This is a genomic window from Agrobacterium sp. 719_389, from assembly GCF_900188475.1.
Taxonomy (GTDB): Bacteria; Pseudomonadota; Alphaproteobacteria; order Rhizobiales; family Rhizobiaceae; genus Agrobacterium; species Agrobacterium radiobacter.
On record NZ_FYEM01000007.1, the window covers coordinates 37,494 to 61,848 of the forward strand.

Here is a 24,355-nt window from a genome sequence, read left to right on the forward strand (position 1 = left end):
GGTATGACGAGTACTCGTGTCGAACCATGTCAGCCTGTGAGCATTTCTTTCATGCAGAGCGTAATAAGATTGTGGTCTTCAACGTCAGGCAGTCCGCTGACACCCACCGAGCCGATCAGTGTGCCGCCGCGGATAATGAGGGGGAATCCACCGCCGCTGGCAACGAAATCGCTGACCGGCAGGCCAAACTTTGCGTTGAAGTCGTATCCCTTCAGTTCGGCTTCGAGCCGGACCTGAAGCGAACTGCGGTGAAAACGATGAACGACCGCGCATTTGCGGCGTGTCCATCCAAAATTGTCGATAGTCGCACCCGGTAGCAGGCTGGCGAACACCACGTCGGCGCCGTGCCTTATCTCGATTGCGACGGGAAGCGCCTGTGCCGCTGCCCGCAGTCTTATCAGGCTGCCCAGCTTCCAGGCGAAGTCATAGTTGAAGGTGTTGAGCTGAAGGGCTGCTAGCTCTGCCCGCAGAGCGTCAAGCGAAGGCGTTTCGGTGGTCATTCATTGCTCCGGAATAAGGGTTGATCGTTTACCGACCGTAGGCGTTGGCCGGTAAACTACGATCCATTAGGGCTGAAGGGCAAGCGTCGCTGTTCCGGCTTGGGCGGTACCGCCGGCCTTCGCATTCGCCGACATTGCAAACCCGATCCATGTCGCTCCTGCCGAGAAGGAATGACAGCGTATTTTGGAACGTTCCATTTTTCAAGGGTGATTGAGCCGAAACTTCACAGAGTTTCTTGAAAATCATAAAACTGAGAAACAATCGTAAGATCATTGAAATTAAAGTGTTATTGGCAATTTTAGGCGACGCCTTCCACAGTTTTCGCTTTTCCCACAGCGATGTCACTTGACAAAATTGGAACGTTCCAATTAATTACCCCTCGATCTTGATGAGCGGCATGGGAGGGTTCAATGACTGGCGGACGGGTGACCGTTATAGATATCGCGCAGGCCGCGGGCGTGTCGAAATCGACCGTCTCGCTGGTGCTGCGGGGGTCTCCGCTCGTCAATGAGGGGACGCGGGCCAAGGTCAATGCGGCGATGCGCGAGCTTGGTTATGTCTATAACCGTGGCGCCGCGAACCTGCGCCAGACCAGTGCGAAATCGAAAATCATCGGTGTCGTCGTCAACGATCTGACGAACAGCTTCTTTGCGGAGCTTGCCGTCGGCGTTGATACGGTCGTGCAATCGGCCGGCTATGTCCAATTTCTTGCCAATACCAGCGAAAGCATCGACCGGCAGCGCGAGGTGATTGCCTCGATGCGCGAGCATGGCATTTCCGGACTGATCGTGTCGCCCGCCCGTGCGACCGATCCGCTCGACTTCAAGCCGCTGATTGCCGCCGGCATTCCTGTCGTGGTCGTTGTTCGCAGTCTGCCCGGTGCGAAAGTCTCGTCGGTGGCATCCGACAATCAGGCCGGCATGGCGCAGGCGGTTGCCCATCTTGCCTCGCTCGGCCACAGCCGCATCGCTTTCATGGGCGGCTTTCCCGATACGGCGGTTTTTCACGAGCGGGTCGGCGGCTTTCGGGATGCCCTGGCTGTCGCCGGTCTGCCTTTTCAGGAGGCGGCCGTTGTTCCCTGCACGCCCTCGCGCGCCGGCGGGGTCGAGGCGATCGGTCGAGTGCTCGAGGCGAGCGATCCGGTCACGGCCGCCGTCTGCTTTAATGATGCCGTGGCTTTCGGCGTTTGCGACGGGCTGCGTGCCCGGCAGATGGAGGCGGGGCGCGATTTTGCGGTTGTCGGCTTCGACGATGTCATCGAAGCCAAGACGACGGTGCCGGCTTTGACCACCATCGCCGTCGACCCCCAGGGGATCGGCAGGCGGGCGGCGCAGCTGCTTCTCAAGCAGATTAATTCAGAGAAAGCCGATGCGGAGACCGTGACAACGGCGGTTCGGCTCGTTGTGCGGGAGAGCTGCGGAGCGCAACGCAATGAATTCGGGAGGACATTGGCATGACGGTGCGTTGGGGATTGATCGGCGCAAGCACGATCGCGCGCGAATGGGTGATCGACGCGATCAGAAAAACCGGCGGTGAGGTTGTTTCCGTTCTGAGTTCCAACCCTGTTCGCGGGGCGGAATATGCGGCGGCAAACGGCATCCCGAATGTCGCTTCCGATCTGGCTTCGCTCCTTGCCGATCCGGCCATCGATGCGGTTTATATTTCCACGACGAATGATCTGCATTGCGAGCAGGCGCTTGCCGCTGCCAGAGCGGGAAAACACATTCTTTGTGAAAAGCCTTTGGCGCTGTCGCTCGAAGAGGCGCACGCGATGACAAACGCGGCCCGCGAGGCAAACGTCGTTCTGGCCACAAATCATCATCTTCGTAATGCCCCCACTCACCGCGCGATGCGCGATGCAATCGCCGCCGGCAGGATCGGAACACCGCTGAGCGCGCGCGTCTTTCATGCGGTTTACCTGCCGCCGCACTTACAGGGTTGGCGGCTGGACAAGCCGTCTGCGGGCGGCGGCGTTATCCTCGACATCACCGTGCACGACGTCGACACGCTTCGCTTTGTGCTGGGTGCCGATCCGGTCGAGGTCATCGCGTTTTCTCAGGCCGGCGGCATGAGCAGGGAAGGTCTTGAAGACGCCGTCATGGGTGTCATCCGTTTCGAAAATGGTCTTATCGCGCAGTTCCACGATGGCTTCACGACCAGATATGCCGAGACCGGTTTTGAGGTTCATGGCACCGAAGGCTCCCTGATCGCCAGAAATGTGATGACCCAGAAGTCTGTCGGCACCGTCGTGCTGCGTACCGAAGATGGCGAGGAGGAAATCCAGGCGGGTTCCGACAATCTCTATGAGGTCGCGCTCAAAGCATTTCACTCGGCCATCACGGGCGGCAAACCTTCCGCGACTGCTGAAGACGGCATCTGGTCGCTGGCGACCGGGCTTGCCGTCGTCGAAGCTGCGAAAAGCGGAGCCGCTGTTCGGGTCAAAACGGGAATCGAGAGCCGGTCATGAAAAAACACATCACTCCCGCGCAGGCAGCGGATCTCATTCCAGACGGCGCGATTGTTTCCGTCTCGTCATCAAGCGGTCTCGGCTGCCCCGATCTGATGTTGAAGGCGATCGGCGAGCGCTTCGACGCGACCGGACATCCAAAGGAAATCACGACGCTTCATCCGATTGCCGCCGGTGACATGAGCGGCATCAGGGGTGTGGATCACATTGCGAAAAAGGGACTGTTGAAGCGGATCATTGGCGGCTCATATCCGTCCGGTCCATCCAGCGCCGAGCCGCCTCTGATCTGGCAGATGATCACCGCCGATGAAATTCCGGCCTATAATATTCCATCCGGTATCATGTTCGACATGCATCGCGAGGCGGCCGCAAAGCGCCCGGGTGTTCTCACAAAAATCGGCCTCGATACCTTTGTCGATCCGGCCCGTCAGGGCTGCGCGATGAATGCTTCGGCAGCGGCCGAGCCGGTCGTCAAGCGCGTGACTTTCGAGGGTGAGGACTGGCTCTATTTTCCCTCGATCATTCCGCAGGTGACGATCATTCGGGCGACGACTGCCGATGAGCGCGGCAATCTCTCCTACGAACATGAGGGCGCTTATCTCGGCGGCCTCGATCAGGCGCTGGCCGCCCGCAACAATGGCGGCATCATCATTGCGCAGGTGAAGCGCATCACCAAGGAAGGCTCGCTCAAGCCGCACGATGTGCGGGTGCCCGGCATGCTGGTGGATTATGTGGTGGTTGATCCCGATCAGAAGCAGACGACCCAGACGGCCTATGATCCGGCGATATCGGGAGAGGTTTTCCATCCGCTCGATTCATTCGAGGTGCCGGAATTTAATATCCAGAAGGTGATTGCCCGTCGCGTGGCGCAGGAGCTGGAGGCTGGCAGCTGCGTCAATCTCGGTTTCGGCATCTCGGCGAACGTACCGAGAATTCTGCTGGAAGAAGGGCTGCATGGCGCGGTGACCTGGGTGATCGAGCAGGGAGCAGTCGGCGGGGTTCCCCTCCTGGATTTCGCATTCGGCTGCGCCTCGAACGCCGACGCCTATATGCCTTCACCCTATCAGTTTACCTATTTCCAGGGGGCCGGCTTCGACGCCTCGCTTCTGTCCTTCCTCGAAATTGGCCGGGACGGCTCCGTCAATGTCTCGAAGCTTTCCTTCCGTCCGCATGTGACCGCAGGCGCAGGCGGCTTTGTCGACATCACGGCGCGGGCCAGAAAGATCGTCTTTTCCGGCATGTTCAATGCGGGGGCAAAGTTGTCGATCAATGACGGCAGGCTTGTCGTCGAAAAAGAAGGCAAGCTGAAGAAGCTCGTCAACGAGGTCGAGCACGTTACCTTCTCCGGCCGCAGGGCAATCGAACAGGGTCAGGACATCACCTATGTCACCGAACGTTGCGTGATGAAGCTGACGCCGGAAGGCGTGGTGTTGACCGAGATCGCGCCAGGCATCGACTTGCAGACACAAATCCTCGATCAGTCCGAATTCAAACTGATTGTTGCCGATGATCTCAAGGTGATGGACGCCTCGCTTTTTGCCGCAGCCAATATCGGCCTTGCGCTGCCGACAAAAAGCGCCCGTGTGCTGGAGGGAACCTTCCATGGCTAATGGCATGGTCCGCGTCGAGGTCGACGGCCACATCGCGATCATGACGGTGTCGCGGCCGGAAAAACGCAATGCTCTCGATCTCGATATGCTCGGCGCGCTGATGGCGTCCGCCGATGAGGTTGAGGCAAACAGCACGGTCCGGGTGGCGATCCTGACGGGCCAGGGGCAGGGCTTTTCGGCCGGCGGCGATATCAAGGCATGGGGCGGTATGCAGCCTCAGGAATTTGGCCACGCTTGGGTTCGCCACGGTCACCGGGTTTTTGAACGTCTTGCGACCTTGCGGGTGCCGTTGATCGCCGCGCTGAACGGCCATGCGCTCGGCGGCGGCCTTGAACTGGCGGGTATCGCCGACATTCGCATCGCCGAGGAGCAGATCAAGATCGGTCTGCCGGAAACCAGCCTCGGAATGGTGCCCGGCTGGTCGGGCACGCAGCGGCTGGTCAAGCGGTTCGGCGCCCAGCCCGTGCGCCGGATGGCGCTCGGTGGCGAGGTATTCAGTGCGCAGGAAGCGCTCGCGCTTGGGATTGTCGATGCCGTTACCACAACGGGCAATGCTCTGACCGCTGCGAAGGACTATGCGCAACGTGTTGCCGCGCGTGGCCCGGCCGCGTCCGAGATCGTTAAATTGATGATCGCTTCGGCAAGCGGTGAAGACAATGGCACGGCGATCGAAGCATTGGGTTCCATCCTGGCTGCCAAGACCGGCGACCTGAAAGAAGGCGTGGCGGCATTTGGCGCAAAGCGCCCGGCGATATTCAACGGAGAATGGTGATGACGGTTCTGATCAATCCGAAAATGCTGAGCGACCGGACGGCCCGAGATTTCAAGATGCTCATCGACGGCAACTGGATCGAAAGCAATGTCGACCCGATCGAGCGGGTAGCGCCCGGCCATGGCTCCGTCGTCAGTCGTTTTCAATCCGGAACCAAGGCCGATGCGGAACGGGCGATAGCGGCCGCGCGCGCCGCTTTCGATAATGGCCCATGGCCTCGCATGACTGCTTCCGAACGTTCGGCTATTTTGTTGAAGGCTGCGGACCTGATTGCCGCGCGATCCGAAGAACTTGCCTATCTCGATGCGGTCGAGGCCGGCAAACCGATTACCCAGGTGCGTGGTGAAATCGCCGGTTCCGTCGATATCTGGCGTTATGCCGCCGCACTTGCGAGAGATTTGCACGGCGAAAGCTACAACACACTCGGTGACGGCACGCTCGGCGTTGTCCTGCGCGAAGCGATCGGTGTCGTGTCGATCATCACACCCTGGAATTTCCCTTTCCTGATCGTCGGTCAGAAGTTGCCTTTTGCGCTGGCGGCCGGCTGCACGACGGTTGTAAAGCCCTCGGAACTCAGTTCCGGCTCGACGCTTGTTCTCGGCGAAATCCTGCAGGAAGCGGGCGTGCCGAAGGGTGTGGTCAACATCGTGACGGGAACCGGCGCCGAGGTCGGTTCGATCATGACCTCGCATCCGTCCGTCGATATGGTTTCTTTCACCGGTTCCACGGGCGTCGGCAAGCTGACCATGGTCAATGCCGCGCAAAGCCTGAAAAAGGTCTCGCTTGAACTGGGCGGCAAGAACCCGCAGATCGTATTTCCGGACGCTGATCTCGATGCGTTCATCGACGCGGCTGTCTTCGGGGCCTATTTTAATGCCGGCGAGTGCTGCAATGCCGGGTCGCGCCTTATTCTTCACAAGAGCATCGCGGCGGATGTGGTCAAACGCGTCGGCGAACTTGCCAGCAAGGTAAAGGTAGGCGATCCTCTGGACTCGACGACACAGGTCGGCGCGATCATTACGCCACAGCATCTTGAAAAAATCTCCGGTTACGTTTCAGATGCGAAAAACAGCGGCGCACAGATCGCTCATGGGGGAGAAAAGCTCGACTTGGGAATGGGGCAGTTCATGTCGCCGACCATTCTTTCCGACGTCACGCCGGTCATGGCCGTTGCGCGTGAAGAAGTTTTCGGACCGGTCCTTTCGGTTCTGACCTTTGAGACAACCGCAGAAGCCATCGAAATTGCCAACTCCGTCGATTACGGCCTGTCCGCAGGCGTCTGGAGCCGCGATTTCGATACGTGCCTGACGATCGGACGCCGCGTGCGGGCCGGTACGGTGTGGATGAATACCTTCATGGATGGCGCGAGCGAGCTGCCGTTCGGAGGTTACAAGCAGTCCGGTCTCGGCCGGGAGCTCGGCCGCCATGCGGTCGAGGACTATACGGAAACCAAGACCCTGAACATGCATATTGGCGGACGCACCGGCTGGTGGATGCCGCAGACTGAAAAACCGGCGTAGATCATAGAATTGAGCGGGATTTCAGGCGAAAACCGCACACACTTTTCGCCATCCCGCTCTAGCCGGTTAGACTGACTGCGTCCGAGGAGGACGGGTGACGGGGCGGGGTATTCCTCGCTTTAATTTGCGACAATGGGAGGAACATATGCGCAAATTTCTGACAGGCACTGCATTGGCAGTGTCCATGATGGCCGGCGCCGCACAGGCGGCGGAGAGTGTTGAAGTCCTGCATTGGTGGACGTCCGGCGGCGAGGCTGCCGCACTCGACGTCCTGAAGAAGGACCTTGAGGCGAAGAATATCTCCTGGACCGATATGCCTGTCGCCGGCGGCGGCGGCACGGAAGCCATGACGGTGCTGCGCGCCCGCGTTACCGCCGGCAACGCGCCGACCGCCGTGCAGATGCTCGGTTTCGACATTCAGGACTGGGCGAAAGAAGGCGCTCTCGGCAATCTCGATGAACTGGCCGCCAAAGACGGCTGGGACAAGGTCATTCCGAAAGCCCTGCAGCGCTTCTCGAAATATGACGGCCACTGGATTGCCGCACCCGTGAATGTGCATTCCACCAACTGGATGTGGATCAACAAGGCGGCGCTCGACAAGGCCGGCGGCAAGGAGCCCAAGAACTGGGACGAACTGATCGCCATGCTCGACAACTTCAAGGCGCAGGGCATTACCCCCATCGCCGCTGGTGGACAGCCATGGCAGGACGCAACAATCTTCGACGCGGTCGTGCTGTCGCTCGGCACGGATTTCTACAAGCAGGCGTTCATCGACCTCGACCCGGCAGCACTTGGCGGCGAGAAGATGAAGACCGCTTTCGAGCGCATGACGAAACTTCGCACTTACGTGGATGACAACTTCTCCGGTCGCGACTGGAACCTTGCTTCCGCCATGGTCATCGAAGGCAAGGCCGGCGTTCAGTTCATGGGCGACTGGGCGAAGGGTGAATTCGTCAAGGCGAAGAAGGTGCCGGGTACGGACTTTGTCTGCGTCCGTTATCCTGAAACGCAAGGGGCGGTGACCTTCAACTCCGACCAGTTCGCCATGTTCAAGGTCGCCGCCGACAAGGTGCCGGCGCAGATGGAAATGGCCGCCGCAATTGAAAGCCCGACCTTCCAGTCGGCATTCAATGTCGTCAAGGGTTCGGCTCCGGCCCGCTCCGATGTGTCGAACGAGGCCTTTGACGCCTGCGGCAAGAAGGCGATTGCCGACCTTGCCGAAGCTGACAAGAGCGGCAAGCTCTTCGGCTCGATGGCCCATGGTCACGCCAACCCGGCTGCCGTCAAGAACGCGATCTATGACGTCGTTACCCGTGAGTTCAACGGTGAACTGACGGCGGATGAAGCAATCGTCGAACTGCCGGCTGCCGTCGCAGCCGCAAAGTAAACGCGCAAAAATGCGGTGGGGGCATACCCCACCGCACCAATGCTCGCATGAAATCGCAGTCGAACCGTCCGGGCGCCTTGCAGGCAGCCTGTCGCCTTCGGCTACCTAAACTCTTTGTTTTGTCGCATTTCCGAACGGAAAACCGGGGTCCACTTTTCCTGGAAATGCTCTCATTGACGGAAACGGCAAGCGTCGGGCGCTGTTTCAAGGATCAAGGATATCTGCGCGATGACTGGTCGTAGTCGACTTCAGGAGCTGTTACCGAAGCTTGTTCTGGCTCCAAGCTTCGTCGTCATTATCATTTTTGTATACGGCTTTATCGCCTATACGGGTTTCCTGTCGTTGACGGACAGTAAGATGCTGCCCTCCTACAATTTCGTCGGGCTTCTGAATTACCAGCGGCTCTGGGCGCTGCCGCACTGGTGGCGGGCGATCAGCAACCTCGCGATCTTCGCGTCGCTTTACATCATCATCTGCTCGGTTCTCGGCCTGTTTCTGGCGATCCTGCTCGACCAGAAAATCCGCGGCGAAGGCTTCCTGCGGCCGATCTATCTCTACCCCATGGCGCTGTCTTTCATCGTCACGGGCACGGCGTGGAAATGGTTTCTGGACCCCGGCATCGGCCTGCAGAACACCATGCATCTGTGGGGCTGGGAAAGCTTCCAGTTTGCGTGGATCAAGGACCGCAACTACGCCATCTACTGCGTGGTGATCGCGGCGGTCTGGCAGTCCTCGGGCTTTGTCATGGCGATGTTTCTGGCCGGTCTTCGTGGTGTCGACAATGAAATCATCAAGGCGGCCCAGATCGACGGCGCTTCCACCGTCATGACCTATCGCCGCATCATCATTCCACTGATGCGGCCGGTCTTCCTGTCCGCATTCGTCGTTCTCGCTCACCTCGCAATCAAAGCCTATGACCTCGTGGTTGCGTTGACGGGCGGCGGGCCGGGGCAGGCGACCGAGCTGCCAGCGACATTCATGTATTCCTACACGTTCACGCGCAACTCCATGGGCATCGGTGCATCGTCGGCGATCATCATGCTCATCATGATCTTCTCGATCATCGTGCCCTATCTCTATTCGGAAATTCGCGGAGGGAAACGCTGATGAGCGGCGCTCCAAACCAGCAAAACGCAATCAGCCACGGCCATCTGACGCGCGCGCTGATCTATCTGGCGCTGATATTCTTCGCCATCTACTACATGCTGCCGCTCTACGTCATGGTGGTCAATTCGCTGAAACCGCTGGACGAAATCCGGCAGGGCGGCATGCTGAACCTGCCGCAGGTGTGGACGATTGAACCGTGGCTCTCCGCCTGGTCCACGGCGCAGATCGGCGTTCAGCCGACGGGCCTCAAGCCCTTCTTCATCAATTCGATCCTGATGGTCGTTCCGGCTGTCGCGATCTCCACCATCGTTGGCGCGTTGAACGGTTACGTTCTGACCAAGTGGAGCTTTCGCGGTTCGAACGTCTTCTTCGGGCTGCTGCTTCTTTCATGCTTCATCCCGTTCCAGATCGTGCTGATCCCCATGGCGCGCATCCTTGGTACGCTGGGTTTGGCCGGTTCGATCTGGGGCCTGATCATGGTGCATGTGATCTATGGTCTCGGCTTCACCACGCTCTATTTCCGCAACTACTATGAAGCCTTCCCGACGGAACTCGTCCGGGCGGCGCAGATCGACGGTGCGAGTTTCTTCCAGATTTTCCGCCGCATCCTGCTGCCGTCATCGGGACCGATCATCGTAGTCTCGGTCATCTGGCAGTTCACCAATATCTGGAATGATTTCCTGTTCGGCGCCTCGTTTTCGGGTGCGTCCTCGACCCCGATGACGGTGGCGCTCAACAATCTCGTGTCCTCATCCACGGGGGTCAAGGAATACAACGTCCATTTCGCGGGCGCGATCCTCGCCGCCCTGCCAACCCTCATCGTTTACATCGTCTCCGGCCGCTATTTCGTACGGGGTCTCATGTCCGGCGCTGTGAAAGGATAAACCATGTCGTTTCTCGAAATCTCGCATCTGCGCAAGTCCTACGGCGCGCTGGAAATTCTAAAGGACATCAATATTGAAATCGAGGAGGGCGGTTTTCTGGTGCTCGTCGGACCTTCCGGCTGCGGCAAATCCACCCTGCTCAACACCATTGCCGGGCTGGAGCCCATCACGTCAGGCACGATCTCGATCAACGGGCGCAACGTTGCCGGTCTGCCGCCGTCGCAGCGGGATATCGCCATGGTGTTTCAGTCCTACGCGCTCTATCCCAACATGACCGTTGCCGGGAACATCGCCTTTGGCATGGAAATCCGCAAGGTTCCGAAGGAAGAGCGCGAGAAGGCGATCAGGCAGGTCGCCGATATTCTCCAGATCGGCCATCTCCTTGACCGCAAGCCGAGCCAATTGTCGGGCGGCCAAAGGCAGCGCGTCGCCATGGGCCGTGCGCTGGTGCGCAACCCCCAGGTCTTTCTTTTCGATGAGCCGCTGTCCAACCTCGACGCCAAGCTGCGCGTCGATATGCGCACCGAGATCAAGCGGCTTCACCAGCGGATGAAGACGACGATCGTCTACGTGACCCACGATCAGATCGAGGCGATGACGCTGGCGACGAAGATCGCGGTTCTGAAGGACGGCGTTCTGCAACAATTCGGCTCGCCCGCCGAGATTTACAATAATCCGGCGAACATGTTCGTCGCCGATTTCATGGGCTCGCCCGCCATGAACCTTCTGACCGGCACCATCGAACAGGACGCGGCCGGACTTTCCGTTTCCCTTGCGAGACCCGATGGGGCGCCGATGCGTCTTCCCGTCGCCGCCGGCAAGGAGGCGCTGGCGTCCCATGCGGGCAGGCAGGTCATTTTCGGCATTCGTCCAGAAGCTCTGACAGACCCGGAAGGGGCGGACCGGAACGCCAGAACGCTTGCAGAGGGAGAATGCCACATCGAGGTCGTGGAGCCGGCCGGATCGGATACATTCGCCGTCACCAAGCTCGGCGGTAAGGAGGTCGTTGCCCGCCTGCGTGCCGATGCCCGTATTCATGCCGGCCAGAACGCCCGCCTTGCCTTCAACCTCGACAAGGCCGTGTTCTTCGATCCGACGAGCCAGGCGCGTATTGCCTGAATATTTGGTGGATCGGCATGATGAACAGTCCAGACATTGTCATTATCGGCTCCGGTATCGGCGGCGCGACGATTGCCGCCGGGCTTGCGGCGACAGGCGCTGACATCCTGATCCTTGAAGCCGGCGATTACATCGCCGACAGCCCGATCAATCGCGACCAGCGCGCCATCTTTCAAAAGGGCCATTTTCGCCCAAAGGAGAATTGGTACGAGGCCAATGGCGCTGCGTTCAATCCCGGCAATTATTACAATGTCGGCGGAAATTCGAAATTCTACGGCGCGGTGCTGTCGCGCTATCGCAAGGAAGACTTCAGCGAGATCAGGCACAGGGAAGGCGTGTCTCCCGCATGGCCGTTTCCTTATGAGGAGCTGGAGCCATGGTACAGCAAGGCGGAGGCGATGTATCAGGTTCGCGGCGCGCTGGGCCAAGACCCGACTGAACCCGAACATTCCACCGCATATTTATTTTCCCCGGTTGCGGACGAGCCGCCTGTGGCGGATGTGCGGGCGCGCCTGAAGGCGAAAGGCCTGCATCCCTTCTCCCTGCCGCTTGCCATCGATATCGAAAAATGGCTCTCGAAAGGCCCGACACCGTGGGATGCCCATCCAAATTCTCGCGATGGAAAGATGGATGCGGAGACCGCGGCGCTTCTCAAGGCCCTTGAATATCCGAACGTCAAAATCGAAACCGCCGCCAGAGTGACCAGACTTGAGGCCGGACAGAGCGGCAGCATTGAGCGTGTCCATTTTGAAAAGCACGGCGAGGCCCGCTCGGTCACGCCGAAACTGGTGATCCTGTCTGCGGGAGCCGTGCAGTCTGCCGTGCTGCTTCTGCGCTCGGCGGATGAGCGATATCCGAAGGGTCTGGCGAATTCCTCCGATCAGGTCGGGCGAAACTTCATGAACCACAATTCGTCGGCGGTGATCGCCGTGTCGCCAAGCTTCCGCAACACGGCCGTCTATCAGAAGACATTCGGCTTCAATGATTTCTATCTGTCCGACGGCGAGGGCGGGCCGCCGCTTGGCAACGTCCAACTGCTCGGCAAGATTTCCCCGGCGATCTTGAAGGGAGCAATGCCCCGCATGCCGGAATGGCTGCTCCGGCAACTGACCGGGCACGCGATCGATTTCTACGCCATGAGCGAAGACATTCCTCATCCCGACAGCCGGATAATGGTCGACGGAAATCGCATCGTGCTCCACTGGCGGCGGACGAACTGGGACGCTCATCTGGCGCTGGTTGCGAAATTGAAAGGCATCCTCAAATCGATCGGTTTCCCGATCGTCCTGTCGAAACCGTTCGATAAACGCACGCCGTCGCATCAGTGCGGCACGATCCGCATGGGTAGCGACCCGGCGACCGCGCCGCTCGATCCCTTCTGCCGTTCCTATGACCACCGCAATCTTTTCGTTGTCGATGCCAGCTTTATCCCGACGTCGGCCGCCGTCAATCCGGCTCTCACCATTGCGAGCCAGGCGCTGAGGGTTGCCCATCATATCTCGACGGAGGACCTCGCCCCATGAGGCCGACGACCCCGACACCCCATTTCATGACCGCGATGTCGCTTTATGTGGGCGGCGGTCATCAGATTACTCAAGTGTAACAGGATAGTTCGATGCGTTTCGACTATATCATCACCGGTGCCGGCCCCGCTGGATGTGTGCTTGCCAACCGTTTGAGCGAAGACCCGGATGTCAACGTCCTGCTGCTCGAAGCCGGTGGGGGAGACTGGAACCCGCTTTTCCATATGCCCGCCGGTTTTGCCAAGATGACCAAAGGCGTGGCGAGCTGGGGCTGGGAGACCGTGCCGCAGAAGCACATGAAGGGCAGGGTGTTACGGTACACCCAGGCCAAGGTGCTGGGCGGCGGCTCATCGATCAATGCCCAGCTTTATACGCGCGGCAATGCGGCCGACTACGACACATGGGTCTCCGAGGATGGCTGTGACGGCTGGAGCTATCGCGACATCCTGCCCTATTACAAACGCGCCGAAGACAATCAGCGTTTTGCCGACGATTATCATTCCTATGGCGGACCGCTTGGCGTCTCCATGCCGGTTTCGGCCCTGCCCATCTGCGATGCTTACATTCGAGCAGGCCAGGAACTCGGCATACCCTATAATCACGATTTCAACGGCCGGCAGCAGGCCGGCGTCGGCTTCTATCAGCTCACCCAGCGCAACCGCCGCAGATCGTCCGCATCGCTCGCCTATCTCAACCCGATCCGTCATCGCAAGAACCTGACAATCAAACTCGGTGCACGCGTCTCCCGCATCGTTCTGGAAGGAAAACGCGCCATAGGGGTAGAGGTTGTCGGAAAATCCGGCTCGGAAATCATCCGCGCCGAACGGGAAGTCCTCGTCTCTTCCGGCGCCATCGGCTCCCCCAAGCTTCTTCAGCAATCGGGCATCGGCCCGGCGGACCATCTGAAATCCGTGGGCGTGAAGGTGCTGCATGACCTGCCCGGCGTCGGTTCGAACCTGCAGGATCATCTCGATCTTTTCGTGATTGCCGAATGCACCGGCGACCATACCTATGACGGCGTCGCCAAGCTTCATCGGACGATATGGGCGGGGCTTGAGTATATTCTGTTCCGTACCGGCCCGGTTGCTTCCTCGCTATTTGAAACGGGCGGCTTCTGGTATGCGGACCCGGACGCGCGCTCGCCGGATATCCAGTTCCATCTGGGATTGGGGTCGGGTATCGAGGCGGGCGTGGAGCGGCTGAAAAACGCCGGGGTCACGCTGAATTCCGCCTATCTTCATCCCAGATCGCGCGGAACCGTGCGGCTGTCATCCTCCGATCCGGCCGCCGCGCCGCTGATCGATCCCAATTACTGGTCCGATCCCCATGACCGGAAGATGTCGCTGGAAGGCCTCAAGATCGCCCGTGAGATATTCCAGCAGGCGGCGTTGAAGCCATACATCATGGCGGAACGTCTTCCCGGCCCCAAGGTCATGACGGATGATGAGCTTTTCGAATACGGCTGCGCGAACGCCAAGACCGATCACCATCCCGTCGGCACCTGCAAGATGGGCAACGGGCCGGAATCCGTCGTCGGCCTTGATCTCAAGGTTCACGGTCTGGAAGGGCTGCGCGTCTGCGATTCCTCCGTCATGCCGCGCGTTCCCTCGTGCAACACCAATGCGCCGACGATCATGGTCGGAGAGAAAGGTGCGGATCTGATAAGAGGACTTGGCCCCCTTGCACCGGCGATTTTTTCGTACGAACGCAATGAAACGCGTCCAAGGGCGCGCGCGCAGGTTCGATAGTCATTTCGCGGATCAGGCGGTCTTGATGCGAACCCGAGACGAAGCCTGCAAGGCAATTTACGAGGAGTACAACGCTCATGGACGCGACCGTCCCGCAGCATATTCTTGACGCGCTCACGGATGTGAACATGCCGCGTTTGCCGAATGCGCCCGGCTCCATGGAGATGATCTCTCTCGGCGGTATCGATGTCCCGGTTCATCGCGCCGGCTGCGTCGTGGTCGGCTCCGGTGCCGCCGGGCTGCGGGCCGCGGTGGAAATGAAGCGGCGCGGCGATGACGTCGTCATCCTCAGCCAGAGCGCGTGGGGTGGGACATCCGCCTGTTCGGGATCAGACAAACAAACGCTCCACACCGTAAACACGGCCGATCAGGGCGACAACTTCAAGGCAATGGCGCGCGCTATCCGCAGCGGTGGCGCCATGGACGAGGACACCGCCTATGTCGAGGCGGTCGGATCGGCGCGCATGATGGCCTCGCTGCAATTCCTCGGATTGCCCTTGCCGCAGGACCCGCTGGGTGGGACGCTGAGATATCAGACCGACCACGACGAAGTCGGCCGCGCGACCAGTTGCGGTCCGAGGACATCGCGGTTGATGGTCAAGGTGCTTGCGGATGAAGCGATCCGCCTCGATATCCCGTTTCACAATCATACCACCGTCGTCAAAATACTGACCGAAGGTTTGAAGGACGAAAGACGGGTCGTCGGCGTCCTCGCCATGCAGCCTCATGAGCGCAGCGACACCAATCCGTTCGGGATTGCTCTGTTCATGTGTGCGGTGATTGTCCTTGCAGCCGGAGGACCGGGTGAACTTTATCGCGACAGCGTCTATCCGAATGGCTGCTTCGGCTCTCTGGGGCTGGCGCTGGAAGCGGGGATAGACCTTGTAAACCTCACGGAAAGCCAGTTCGGCATCGGCACGCGGCGGGAGGGGTTTCCATGGAACCTGTCGGGAACCTATGTTCAGGCCATTCCTCACATTTATTCGCTGGATGCCGAGGGCAAAGAGCACCATTTTTTGGCGGACTACTATCGCAACACGCAGGAAATGGCCTCCAACATTTTCCGAAAGGGCTACCAATGGCCCTTCCATTCGACCCGGATGCTCGATTTCGGCTCAAGTCTGGTCGACCTTGCAATCTTCCGCGAGTCGGCGGCCGGGCGGCGGGTCTTCATGGATTTCAATCGCAATCCGCTGGCGGTTCCCGGTGATCTTCCGTTCAGCCTTGATCGTCTTGATACCGATGTCCGCAGCTACATCGAAAACGCCGGCGCGATGAAGGAACTGCCGATCGACCGGTTGCTGCATATGAACCCGCTCGCGATCGAACTCTACCGGCGCTACAAAATCGACATTGCCAGTGAGCCGCTGGAGTTTGCGGTGAACAACCAGCACATGAACGGCGGTATCATGGTCGATACCTGGGGGCGGACCAATCTGGCGGGCTGTTATTCCGTCGGCGAGGCCGCTGGAACACATGGGGTGACACGACCGGGCGGCGCGGCATTGAATGCCGGGCAGGTGTTCGGCACACGCGTAGCCGAACATATCGGCGCAAGCCGTCGCGCGAAATCTTCGTCATCGGGAAATATCGAGGCGGTGGCGTTAGCGGGGCTCGACGGCCTGCTTGCCATTCTGAAGGAGGATAGTCGCCTGTCCGCCAGGGACATCCGCACCGAAATCCAGTCCCGCATGAGCGACAAGGCGGGGATGATATGCGATGCCGAAAGTGTTTCTCAGGCGCTTGCCGAGGCGCGTTCGCTCAATGCAACGATCCGCTTGAACGGGATCGCTTACGGACGGGCAGCAGAGGCGGTTCGCGCCGTTCAGTGGCAACAGATGGCGATAGCGTCCGAGGCCGTACTCACGGCATTGGATTACTTCATTCGCAACGGCGGGGGCAGCCGGGGCGCACGCGCGATCTGCGACGCTGACGGTGAACTGGTTCCGAACGTCAATGCGGGCCCCCTGCATGAATTCCGCTTTCGCAGGGAGAAAGACGATCATCGAAGCGAACAGATTGTCGTCAGGCTCGAAGGTGAGGATATGGCGACATCGACGCGTCCCAACCGTGTCTTCGATGAAAGCCAGAAATCCTTCTTTGAACGGGACTGGCCCGCCTGGCTCACCGGACGCATCTATGATCTCGGCGAAAGAGAAGGATGCGCCGAAGACTGAATTCGTTTTGAATTATGCTCGGACGGGCCCCAGTCACGCCTTTGATACGGCCGATCAGCATTCTGTCCTCGCGCTCGCAAGCCAGGCGCCTTTCAAGAGAAAACATGAAGAAGCGGATCAGCCTCGGCAGGTGGAGGTGTTTTCCTCCATGGCTGGCCAGTTTGCCGATGCGAGGAGCCCCCCGGCGGGATTGTCTTCGAAGGACCGGCGTTGCCCCCGGTCGCGCTGACGACGAGCATCTAATTTCTCTAATTTAAAGAACAGGCGACAAAGGCGCCCGGATTTGATAAATTACAATTTAGCCGGTTGCGGTTTGACGCGCGGATAAAGTCTCCAGGCGTTTCCACGCCGCCAGCCGGATCATGGCGCAGGAGGAGAAGTGCTATGACGGCATTCCATGTCATGGCCGGTGCGACCGGTGAATTTACCCGCCCCGAAGTCCGCAAGATTGGTTTCGCGGATATTGTCGATGCATTGAGGCTGGGGCTTGATGACTTCAAAGAGAAGCCGTCCCATTATGTCTTTCTCTGTCTTATGTATCCCATTGCGGGTGTTTTTCTGGTCATGTGGAGTTCCGGCGCCAATCTGTTGCCGCTGATTTATCCCTTGATGTCAGGTTTTGCGCTGATCGGTCCGATTGCGGCCATCGGTCTTTATGAAATCAGCCGCCGACGCGAGCAGGGGTTGGATAGCTCCTGGCGTCATGCGCTGGAGGTTCGTCACTCTCCGGCCCTGCCGTCGATTATCGCGGTCGCCGTCATGCTGTTCGTGCTTTTCGCCGTCTGGCTGATTGTTGCGCAGCACCTCTACACCACGACGTTCGATGCGGCCGGTCCGGCCTCGCTCTCAACCTTTCTGTCAGACGTGCTGACCACCCCGCAGGGACTTTCCCTGATAATCTGGGGGAATCTTGCCGGTTTTGTTTTCGCGGTCATTGTGCTGGCGACAACGGTGGTGGCGTTCCCGCTGCTGCTGGATCGGGATGTCGGCGCAGTCGCGGCGGTGGATGCGAGCATACGCGCCACGCTTGCCAATCCGGTTCCCGTTGCGCTTTGGGGGGTGATCGTCGCGGCGCTGCTCGTCGTCGGCACAATCCCGGTTTTCGTCGGCCTTGCTGTCATCATGCCCATCCTCGGACATGCAACCTGGCACCTTTATCGGAAATTGATCGTCCCCGTTTATCCAAACCGTATGCCTTGAACTCATAACGGAAATCTAGCTGTCGATCATCCTTCCCGCCGTTGCGGCTCTCCTGAGGGAGCCGTGGCGGCCGGGATGGCGATGGAGCGCGTGAGGATGCCATGTCGTATCGTTTTCCTGCCATCTGTCTGCTTTTCGCCATTACCCTTCCGCTTGATGCGCACGCACAGGAGGGCGACCCTGCCGCCGGCGCGACGGTTTTCAAAAAATGCGGCATTTGTCATGTCGCCGAAACCGACCAGAACAAGGTCGGTCCCTCGCTGAACGGCCTGTTCGGCCGAACCGCCGGCACCCATCCGAATTTCGCCTATTCCCAGGCGATGCAGGATGCGGGCAAGGCCGGGCTGGTGTGGGACGAGACATCACTTCGCGATTATCTGCACGACCCCAAGGCTAAGGTGAAGGGCACAAAAATGGCCTTTGCCGGGGTGAAGGATGACACCGACATCACCAATCTCATCGCCTATCTGAAGCAATACTCCAAGTAGCGAAAGATGTGTGCCGAAGAGCTGTCTTTCGCCGGGGTGGATCGGCAGGATAGGGCCGAATGAGCGGCGAACCGCTGCTGTTACCGCAATTGCTCGCCCGAACCGTTCATGAGATAATGCTAATACGTTTCGCGATAGGATTGTAGAAATAGTCGCGGCCGTGTCAGGGGAGGAGACGATGGCTGTCGTTGTGGTTCTCGTTCTGCTGGTGGTGGGGTCGATTGCATTCCACCTGCTGAGCCCTTGGTGGTGGACGCCGATTGCCTCCAACTGGAGCTATATCGACAATACGATCATCATCACCTTCTGGATTACCGGTTTCGTTTTTTCCGCCATCGTGTTGTTCGTCGCCTATTGCGTCTTCCGTTTCAGGCACCGAACCGGAAACCGGGCGGCATACCAGCCTGAAAACAAGCGCCTGGAAGGGTGGCTGGCCGGAGGAACCGGGGTCGGCGTGGCTGCCATGCTTCTGCCGGGCCTCTTCGTGTGGAACCAGTTCGTGACCGTGCCTGATGGCGCCAGCGAGGTGGAAGTCGTCGGTCAGCAATGGCAATGGAGTTTCCGGCTGCCCGGTGCGGATGGCCGGCTCGGACGGGCGGATACGCGCGCTATTGCACCGGACAATCCTCTCGGTTTGAACAGAAACGACCCCGCCGGAATGGACGATGTCATCGTTGAAGGCGGCGAGCTGCATTTGCCCGCCGGCAGGCCGGTGAAAATGCTGCTGCGCGCGATTGACGTGGTGCATGATTTCTACGTGCCGGAGTTCCGGGCCAAGATGGACATGATCCCCGGTTCGGTCACCTATTACTGGTTCACCCCGACGCGGACGGGAACCTTCGAGGTTCTCTGCGCGGAACTGTGCGGCGTCGGCCATCCGCAGATGCGCGGCACGGTCGTCGTCGATACCGAGGCTGACTATCAGGCCTGGCTACAGCAGCAACCGACTTTCTCGAAATCGCTGGCTTTGGCGGAAAAGTCGGCAGCCAGATGAACGCCATGCATCGTTGAAGGGAAAAGCTGCGCCGGAGGAAACAGGGAGGACGGAAGATGGTCGAGATTGGATCCGGCGCGGGGCAGGTCATCCAGCCCGCTGAGGTCGAGGATGTCGAGCTTTATCACCCGAAAAGCTGGTGGACGAAATATGTCTTCAGCCAGGATGCCAAGATCATCGCCATTCAATATTTCCTGACTGCGACGGCAATCGGCATGGTGGCGCTGGTGCTGTCCTGGCTGATGCGCCTGCAACTCGGCTTTCCCGGTTATTTCTCCTTCATCGACGCGGAACATTATTATCAGTTCATCACCATGCACGGCATGATCATGGTGATTTACCTGCTTACTGCCCTGTTTCTCGGCGGTTTCGGCAATTATCTGATCCCGCTGATGCTCGGCGCGCGCGACATGGTGTTCCCCTATGCGAATATGCTGAGCTACTGGCTCTATCTTCTCGCAGTCCTCGTGCTGGTCGCCGGTTTCTTCGCGCCCGGCGGGCCGACGGGCGCGGGCTGGACGCTTTATCCACCGCAGGCGCTGCTGTCGGGAACGCCGGGCGGGCGCGACTGGGGCATCATCCTGATGCTGTCCTCGCTGATCCTTTTCATCATCGGCTTCACTTTGGGCGGGCTGAATTACGTCGTCACCGTGCTCCAAGGGCGCACGCGCGGCATGACGCTGATGCGCATGCCCCTGACGATCTGGGGTATCTTCACGGCGACCGCCATGGCGCTTCTCGCCTTCCCGGCGCTTCTCGTTGCCGCCGTCATGATGTTGTTCGACCGGCTGCTCGGCACGAGCTTCTTCATGCCCGCCATTGTCGAGATGGGCGAACAGCTGAAGCAGGAGGGCGGCAGCCCCATCCTGTTCCAGCACCTGTTCTGGTTCTTCGGCCATCCGGAAGTCTATATCGTCGCACTTCCGGCCTTCGGCATCGTCTCGGATTTGATCAGCACCCATGCACGCAAGAACATCTTCGGTTACCGGATGATGGTCTGGGCGATCGTCATCATCGCGGCGCTGAGCTTCGTCGTCTGGGCGCATCACATGTATGTCAGCGGCATGAACCCGAATTTCGGCTTCTTTTTTGCGACCACGACGCTGATCATCGCCGTGCCGACGGCGATCAAGGTCTATAACTGGGTGCTCACGCTCTGGCGCGGCGATATCCATTTGACCTTGCCGATGCTGTTTTCGCTCGCCTTCATCGTCACATTCATCAATGGCGGACTGACCGGTCTTTTCCTCGGCAATGTCGTCGTAGACGTTCCTCTTTCGGATACGATGTTCGTCGTCGCGCATTTTCATATGGTGATGGGGGTCGCGCCGATCATGGTGATTTTCGGCGCGATCCACCATTGGTATCCGAAAGTCACGGGCCGGATGCTGAACGCGGCGATGGGGCATATCCACTTCTGGATCACCTTTCTCGGCGCTTATGCCATCTTCTTCCCGATGCATTATCTCGGCCTGATGGGCGTGCCGCGCCGTTATTACGAGCTGGGCGAGACCGCTTTCATCCCACCCTCGGCACACACGCTCAACATGTTCATCTCCGTTGCGGCACTGGTCGTCGGCGCCGCGCAACTGCTGTTCCTGTTCAATCTCGCCTGGAGCCTTCGCTGGGGCAAAAAGGCCGGCGGCAATCCGTGGCGGGCGACGACACTGGAATGGCAAACGCCGCAGACCCCGCCCGTTCATGGAAACTGGGGCAAGGAGCTGCCGGTCGTCTATCGCTGGCCTTATGACTACAGCGTGCCCGGCGCAGATGAGGACTTCCTGCCGCAAAACCAGCCGGCTGCGGCCGGACCGTCCGAAAGGGCTCTGTCATGATCGCCATTCTCATTTTCATGGCGGGTGTTGCCGGCATCATCGCCTGGTGGATGGCGGGGCAGCGGTTGACGTCAAAGCCATGGCTGGAAGTGGGAGTGGCGGGCGATGCGCCGCAGATGCAGGGATCGTCGGCAACAATAGCGAAACTCGGGCTCGGCATTTTTCTGGGTGTCGTGGGCGCGCTGTTCACGCTGCTCATCAGCGCCTATCTCGGCCGCATGGGCGGCGCGGACTGGTGGGGCATCCCCCTTCCCGGGCTGTTATGGGCCAATACTGCGGCGCTTGCCGCCAGTAGTCTCGCGCTGCAATGGGCGAAAACCGAAGCCGGCGCCGGTCGCCGGGACAGGCTGAACACGGCTCTTGCAGCAGCCTTTGCGACGGCCGTTCTCTTCGTCGCCGGGCAGTTTCTGGCGTGGTGGCAACTCACCTCCGCGGGCTATGTGCTGGCGGATAACCCATCCAACAGTTTCTTTTACATGATCACCGGGCTGCACGGCCTGCATATAGCGGGCGGGCTCTGCGTGCTTGGACGCACCGCAATACGCACCCGGAGCGAACCCCTGTCGGCAAGGACGCGCCTGAGCGTAGAGCTGTGCGCCATCTACTGGCATTTCATGCTGGTGATATGGCTGATCCTTTTTGCGCTTTTTGCAGGCTGGGCGAATAGTTTTGTCGATCTATGCCGTCAATTGGTCAGCTAGAGGGCGGGAGATGTGCTCGAGCACGTCCCGCCGCTCTAAGTTCTATCAAAGCATCGGATTTTCCGGACGTAAAGCGCTCCGCACTTTTACTGGAAATCCTCTAAGGAGTGTCGATCATGACCGCATCCATGGAAAGGCCAGCAAGCGATCCGCCCCTGCGCCCCACGGGACTGCGCGGCGTTGCCGCCGATCTGTCATCGGACCAGCGGGCGTTCAAGAACGTCTCCTGGGGCAAGGCGATGATGTGGATCTTCATCCTCAGCGACATCTTCATTTTCGGCTGTTTCCTTCTGGCCTATATGTCCGCGCGCATGTCGACCACCGTCGCCTGGCCCAATCCGAGCGAGGTTTTTGCGCTGACGATTGGCGGCAAGGACATTCCGCTGATCCTGATTGCCATCATGACCTTCGTCCTCATCAGCAGCAGCGGCACGATGGCCATGGCCGTCAATTTCGGATACCGCCGCGATCGTCGCAAAACTGCCGCGCTGATGGTGGTAACGGCCCTCCTTGGCGCGACATTCGTCGGAATGCAGGCATTCGAATGGACGAAACTGATCGGGGAAGGTGTGCGTCCATGGGAAAACCCCTGGGGTGCGGCGCAATTCGGTTCGACTTTCTTCATGATCACTGGCTTTCACGGCACCCATGTCTCGATAGGCGTGCTGTTCCTCCTCATCATCGCGCGCAAGGTATGGCGGGGAGATTTCGATCAGGAAAGGCGCGGATTTTTTACCAGCCGCAAGGGGCACTACGAGGTTGTGGAGATCGTGGGGCTTTATTGGCACTTCGTCGATCTGGTGTGGGTCTTCATCTTTGCATTTTTCTATCTGTGGTGAGTGAGGATGGCATCATGGCACAGGAACAGTCACGGCAGCATCCGATAAGACTTTACATGGTGGCCTGGGGATTGCTTTTTGTCCTCAGCACCTTCTCCTATCTGGTCGATTATCTCGGCATTCAGGGCTATCCCAGATGGTCTTTGATCATCGTATTCATGCTGCTGAAGGCGGGGCTGATCATCGCGATTTTCATGCATCTGGCCTGGGAGCGGCTGGTCTTGATCTACGTCATCCTGCTCCCGCCGGTCCTCGTGCTTGTCTTCGCCGCCCTGATGGTGTCGGAATCCAATTATACGGCTTTCACCCGTCTGACCTTTATGACTGCGGGTTCCTAGACCGCTGCAACATATTTCAGGCTTGCGGAAGCAGCACGCCGACGGCGAATTCCTCGTCGGTTGCCGTGTGGCCGGCCTGTGTCTTGCGATATTCGCTGGGCGTGAAACCGCGCTCGGTTCGCAGGGTGCGGGAAAGATGTGGCGCGTCGCAGAAACCGGTGGCGAGCGCAATCTGGGTGATCGGGTCATGCGTGGTGCGCAGGAGGGAGAGCGCACGGTCCAGCCGAAGCTCGAGATAGACCTTGGACGGCGTCGCGTTCAGGTCGGTGAGGAAACGCCGTTCGAGACTGCGGCGGCCAAGGCCGAGGTCGCTCGCCAGTTCCAGCACGGTTTTCGGAACCTCGATATTCTGCTGCATCCGCAGGATCGCTTTTTTGACGAGGGGATCATTGGCCTTGCGCGTGCTCTGCTGGCCGGGCTGGGGTTTTTCGCCGCTCAGCGCGCTGTCGATCATCATGATGTTGAGGCTTTTGATGGCGGCTGACTGGCCGACATGGCGCTCGACGAGGAAGGCTGCCAGATGCGCGGCGCCGTGACCACCGGAACAGGTCAGCCGGTCGCGGTCGATGACGAAGATCTGGTCGGAGATCATCTGGACGGTATCGAAACGGTCGAGAAAATCCTGATGGTGGAACCAGCTCACGCAGCAGCGATAACCATCAAGCAGGCCCGCTTCGTGCAGAATGAAAACACCGGTGCAGAGCCCGACGATGGGAATGCCCGCCGCCGCCCGGTCTTTTAGGAACCGCAGCGCTTCCTGCGGCAGGGCGCTGTGATCGCTGATCAAGCCGCCGACAACGACGATATAGTCGTAGTGCCCGGCGTCCATCAGCCGTGTATCCGGCTGCACCTTCACGCCGCAGCTCGATTGCACGCTGCCGAGCGTTGCCGAGAGCACCGACCATTCGCACAGGATCGGCCGGGAACGGTCCGCCTCATCAGCGGCAAGGCGCAGCACATCAACGAAATTCGCAAAGGCCGACAGTGTGAAGCGGTCGGCAAGCAGGAAGGCGACGCTGAGGCGTTTTCTGGCGCGGTGTGAAGTCATGACGCAAATATTCATGCAAACAGACGCGATTGTCCAGCCGCGGCGCGGCAAATGCTCATAGCGTTTACGACACGAGATTTTCCAACCATCGGGTCCG

Annotated in this window: 21 protein-coding genes; 19 read left to right on the plus strand and 2 right to left on the minus strand. The window is 59.4% G+C overall.

All coding sequences use genetic code 11. The features are described 5' to 3' along the window. Positions 1 to 29: 29 nt before the first annotated feature. Positions 30 to 500, minus strand: coding sequence for a heme-degrading domain-containing protein (locus tag CFB10_RS14010; protein WP_020010158.1), 471 nt, complete (start codon positions 498 to 500; stop codon positions 30 to 32). A 411-nt stretch (positions 501 to 911) separates the two neighbouring features. Here CFB10_RS14010 and CFB10_RS14015 point away from each other — a divergent pair, with 411 nt between their 5' ends. The 19 genes from CFB10_RS14015 (at position 912) to CFB10_RS14105 (ending at position 23,210) form a co-directional block, all read left to right on the plus strand. Beyond that, positions 912 to 1,958 (plus strand): LacI family DNA-binding transcriptional regulator, encoded by a 1,047-nt coding sequence (locus tag CFB10_RS14015; RefSeq protein ID WP_020010159.1) that lies wholly within the window; start codon positions 912 to 914, stop codon positions 1,956 to 1,958. Further along, on the plus strand, positions 1,955 to 2,968 hold the full coding sequence (locus CFB10_RS14020) for a Gfo/Idh/MocA family protein (RefSeq protein ID WP_020010160.1): 1,014 nt from the start codon (positions 1,955 to 1,957) through the stop codon (positions 2,966 to 2,968). Before CFB10_RS14015 ends, CFB10_RS14020 begins: the two co-directional genes overlap by 4 nt. Then, complete coding sequence (locus CFB10_RS14025) at positions 2,965 to 4,578, plus strand: acyl CoA:acetate/3-ketoacid CoA transferase (RefSeq protein WP_020010161.1); 1,614 nt, start codon at positions 2,965 to 2,967, stop codon at positions 4,576 to 4,578. The genes CFB10_RS14020 and CFB10_RS14025 overlap by 4 nt, the downstream gene beginning before the upstream one ends. Further along, entirely contained in the window at positions 4,571 to 5,350 is a 780-nt protein-coding gene (locus tag CFB10_RS14030; protein WP_026363602.1) for an enoyl-CoA hydratase/isomerase family protein, read from the plus strand. Before CFB10_RS14025 ends, CFB10_RS14030 begins: the two co-directional genes overlap by 8 nt. Further along, complete coding sequence (locus CFB10_RS14035; RefSeq protein ID WP_026363603.1) at positions 5,350 to 6,870, plus strand: aldehyde dehydrogenase family protein; 1,521 nt, start codon at positions 5,350 to 5,352, stop codon at positions 6,868 to 6,870. Before CFB10_RS14030 ends, CFB10_RS14035 begins: the two co-directional genes overlap by 1 nt. A gap of 145 nt (positions 6,871 to 7,015) precedes the next feature. Then, entirely contained in the window at positions 7,016 to 8,257 is a 1,242-nt protein-coding gene (locus CFB10_RS14040) for an ABC transporter substrate-binding protein (RefSeq protein ID WP_020010164.1), read from the plus strand. Between the two features lie 228 nt (positions 8,258 to 8,485). Continuing rightward, the gene (locus CFB10_RS14045; protein WP_003504335.1) at positions 8,486 to 9,364 is read left to right on the plus strand and encodes a carbohydrate ABC transporter permease; all 879 of its coding nucleotides are present in this window, start codon (positions 8,486 to 8,488) and stop codon (positions 9,362 to 9,364) included. Beyond that, the gene (locus CFB10_RS14050; protein ID WP_020010166.1) at positions 9,364 to 10,248 is read left to right on the plus strand and encodes a carbohydrate ABC transporter permease; all 885 of its coding nucleotides are present in this window, start codon (positions 9,364 to 9,366) and stop codon (positions 10,246 to 10,248) included. Before CFB10_RS14045 ends, CFB10_RS14050 begins: the two co-directional genes overlap by 1 nt. 3 nt (positions 10,249 to 10,251) lie before the next feature. Next, complete coding sequence (locus CFB10_RS14055; protein ID WP_020010167.1) at positions 10,252 to 11,367, plus strand: ABC transporter ATP-binding protein; 1,116 nt, start codon at positions 10,252 to 10,254, stop codon at positions 11,365 to 11,367. 17 nt (positions 11,368 to 11,384) lie between these two features. Beyond that, positions 11,385 to 12,890, plus strand: coding sequence for an FAD-dependent oxidoreductase (locus tag CFB10_RS14060; protein WP_020010168.1), 1,506 nt, complete (start codon positions 11,385 to 11,387; stop codon positions 12,888 to 12,890). A gap of 92 nt (positions 12,891 to 12,982) precedes the next feature. Then, positions 12,983 to 14,638, plus strand: coding sequence for a GMC family oxidoreductase (locus tag CFB10_RS14065; protein WP_020010169.1), 1,656 nt, complete (start codon positions 12,983 to 12,985; stop codon positions 14,636 to 14,638). 77 nt (positions 14,639 to 14,715) lie between these two features. After that, positions 14,716 to 16,815, plus strand: a complete 2,100-nt coding sequence (locus CFB10_RS14070; protein WP_020010170.1) for an FAD-binding protein — start codon at positions 14,716 to 14,718, stop codon at positions 16,813 to 16,815. Positions 16,816 to 17,199: 384 nt separating this feature from the next. Further along, entirely contained in the window at positions 17,200 to 18,015 is an 816-nt protein-coding gene (locus CFB10_RS14075; RefSeq protein WP_020010171.1) for a DUF2189 domain-containing protein, read from the plus strand. Between the two features lie 101 nt (positions 18,016 to 18,116). Continuing rightward, the gene (locus CFB10_RS14080) at positions 18,117 to 18,503 is read left to right on the plus strand and encodes a cytochrome c family protein (RefSeq protein ID WP_020010172.1); all 387 of its coding nucleotides are present in this window, start codon (positions 18,117 to 18,119) and stop codon (positions 18,501 to 18,503) included. Between the two features lie 178 nt (positions 18,504 to 18,681). Continuing rightward, positions 18,682 to 19,497 (plus strand): cytochrome c oxidase subunit II, encoded by an 816-nt coding sequence (locus CFB10_RS14085; protein ID WP_020010173.1) that lies wholly within the window; start codon positions 18,682 to 18,684, stop codon positions 19,495 to 19,497. Positions 19,498 to 19,553: 56 nt separating this feature from the next. Continuing rightward, positions 19,554 to 21,332, plus strand: a complete 1,779-nt coding sequence (locus CFB10_RS14090) for a cbb3-type cytochrome c oxidase subunit I (RefSeq protein ID WP_020010174.1) — start codon at positions 19,554 to 19,556, stop codon at positions 21,330 to 21,332. Next, positions 21,329 to 22,033, plus strand: coding sequence for a cytochrome c oxidase subunit 3 (locus tag CFB10_RS14095; RefSeq protein WP_020010175.1), 705 nt, complete (start codon positions 21,329 to 21,331; stop codon positions 22,031 to 22,033). The genes CFB10_RS14090 and CFB10_RS14095 overlap by 4 nt, the downstream gene beginning before the upstream one ends. A gap of 116 nt (positions 22,034 to 22,149) precedes the next feature. Continuing rightward, on the plus strand, positions 22,150 to 22,872 hold the full coding sequence (locus CFB10_RS14100) for a heme-copper oxidase subunit III family protein (protein ID WP_020010176.1): 723 nt from the start codon (positions 22,150 to 22,152) through the stop codon (positions 22,870 to 22,872). A gap of 14 nt (positions 22,873 to 22,886) precedes the next feature. Beyond that, a complete protein-coding gene (locus tag CFB10_RS14105) occupies positions 22,887 to 23,210 on the plus strand; it encodes a cytochrome C oxidase subunit IV family protein (RefSeq protein ID WP_026363604.1) in 324 nt (107 codons plus the stop codon). Positions 23,211 to 23,226: 16 nt separating this feature from the next. On the opposite strand, the gene CFB10_RS14110 is transcribed toward CFB10_RS14105, so the two are convergent. Beyond that, a complete protein-coding gene (locus CFB10_RS14110) occupies positions 23,227 to 24,273 on the minus strand; it encodes a GlxA family transcriptional regulator (protein ID WP_020010178.1) in 1,047 nt (348 codons plus the stop codon). Positions 24,274 to 24,355: the final 82 nt, after the last annotated feature.

Excerpts from the sequence above, each read along its gene's own strand:
- CFB10_RS14030 (WP_026363602.1), top strand. The coding sequence starts at position 4,571 with ATGGCTAATGGCATGGTCCGCGTCGAGGTCGACGGCCACATCGCGATC.
- CFB10_RS14095 (WP_020010175.1), top strand. The coding sequence starts at position 21,329 with ATGATCGCCATTCTCATTTTCATGGCGGGTGTTGCCGGCATCATCGCC.
- CFB10_RS14020 (WP_020010160.1), top strand. The coding sequence starts at position 1,955 with ATGACGGTGCGTTGGGGATTGATCGGCGCAAGCACGATCGCGCGCGAA.
- CFB10_RS14035 (WP_026363603.1), top strand. The coding sequence starts at position 5,350 with ATGACGGTTCTGATCAATCCGAAAATGCTGAGCGACCGGACGGCCCGA.
- CFB10_RS14075 (WP_020010171.1), top strand. The coding sequence starts at position 17,200 with ATGACGGCATTCCATGTCATGGCCGGTGCGACCGGTGAATTTACCCGC.
- CFB10_RS14060 (WP_020010168.1), top strand. The coding sequence starts at position 11,385 with ATGATGAACAGTCCAGACATTGTCATTATCGGCTCCGGTATCGGCGGC.
- CFB10_RS14085 (WP_020010173.1), top strand. The coding sequence starts at position 18,682 with ATGGCTGTCGTTGTGGTTCTCGTTCTGCTGGTGGTGGGGTCGATTGCA.
- CFB10_RS14065 (WP_020010169.1), top strand. The coding sequence starts at position 12,983 with ATGCGTTTCGACTATATCATCACCGGTGCCGGCCCCGCTGGATGTGTG.
- CFB10_RS14105 (WP_026363604.1), top strand. The coding sequence starts at position 22,887 with ATGGCACAGGAACAGTCACGGCAGCATCCGATAAGACTTTACATGGTG.
- CFB10_RS14070 (WP_020010170.1), top strand. The coding sequence starts at position 14,716 with ATGGACGCGACCGTCCCGCAGCATATTCTTGACGCGCTCACGGATGTG.
- CFB10_RS14055 (WP_020010167.1), top strand. The coding sequence starts at position 10,252 with ATGTCGTTTCTCGAAATCTCGCATCTGCGCAAGTCCTACGGCGCGCTG.
- CFB10_RS14010 (WP_020010158.1), bottom strand. The coding sequence starts at position 500 with ATGACCACCGAAACGCCTTCGCTTGACGCTCTGCGGGCAGAGCTAGCA.
- CFB10_RS14025 (WP_020010161.1), top strand. The coding sequence starts at position 2,965 with ATGAAAAAACACATCACTCCCGCGCAGGCAGCGGATCTCATTCCAGAC.
- CFB10_RS14100 (WP_020010176.1), top strand. The coding sequence starts at position 22,150 with ATGACCGCATCCATGGAAAGGCCAGCAAGCGATCCGCCCCTGCGCCCC.
- CFB10_RS14040 (WP_020010164.1), top strand. The coding sequence starts at position 7,016 with ATGCGCAAATTTCTGACAGGCACTGCATTGGCAGTGTCCATGATGGCC.
- CFB10_RS14080 (WP_020010172.1), top strand. The coding sequence starts at position 18,117 with ATGTCGTATCGTTTTCCTGCCATCTGTCTGCTTTTCGCCATTACCCTT.
- CFB10_RS14090 (WP_020010174.1), top strand. The coding sequence starts at position 19,554 with ATGGTCGAGATTGGATCCGGCGCGGGGCAGGTCATCCAGCCCGCTGAG.
- CFB10_RS14110 (WP_020010178.1), bottom strand. The coding sequence starts at position 24,273 with ATGAATATTTGCGTCATGACTTCACACCGCGCCAGAAAACGCCTCAGC.
- CFB10_RS14050 (WP_020010166.1), top strand. The coding sequence starts at position 9,364 with ATGAGCGGCGCTCCAAACCAGCAAAACGCAATCAGCCACGGCCATCTG.
- CFB10_RS14015 (WP_020010159.1), top strand. The coding sequence starts at position 912 with ATGACTGGCGGACGGGTGACCGTTATAGATATCGCGCAGGCCGCGGGC.
- CFB10_RS14045 (WP_003504335.1), top strand. The coding sequence starts at position 8,486 with ATGACTGGTCGTAGTCGACTTCAGGAGCTGTTACCGAAGCTTGTTCTG.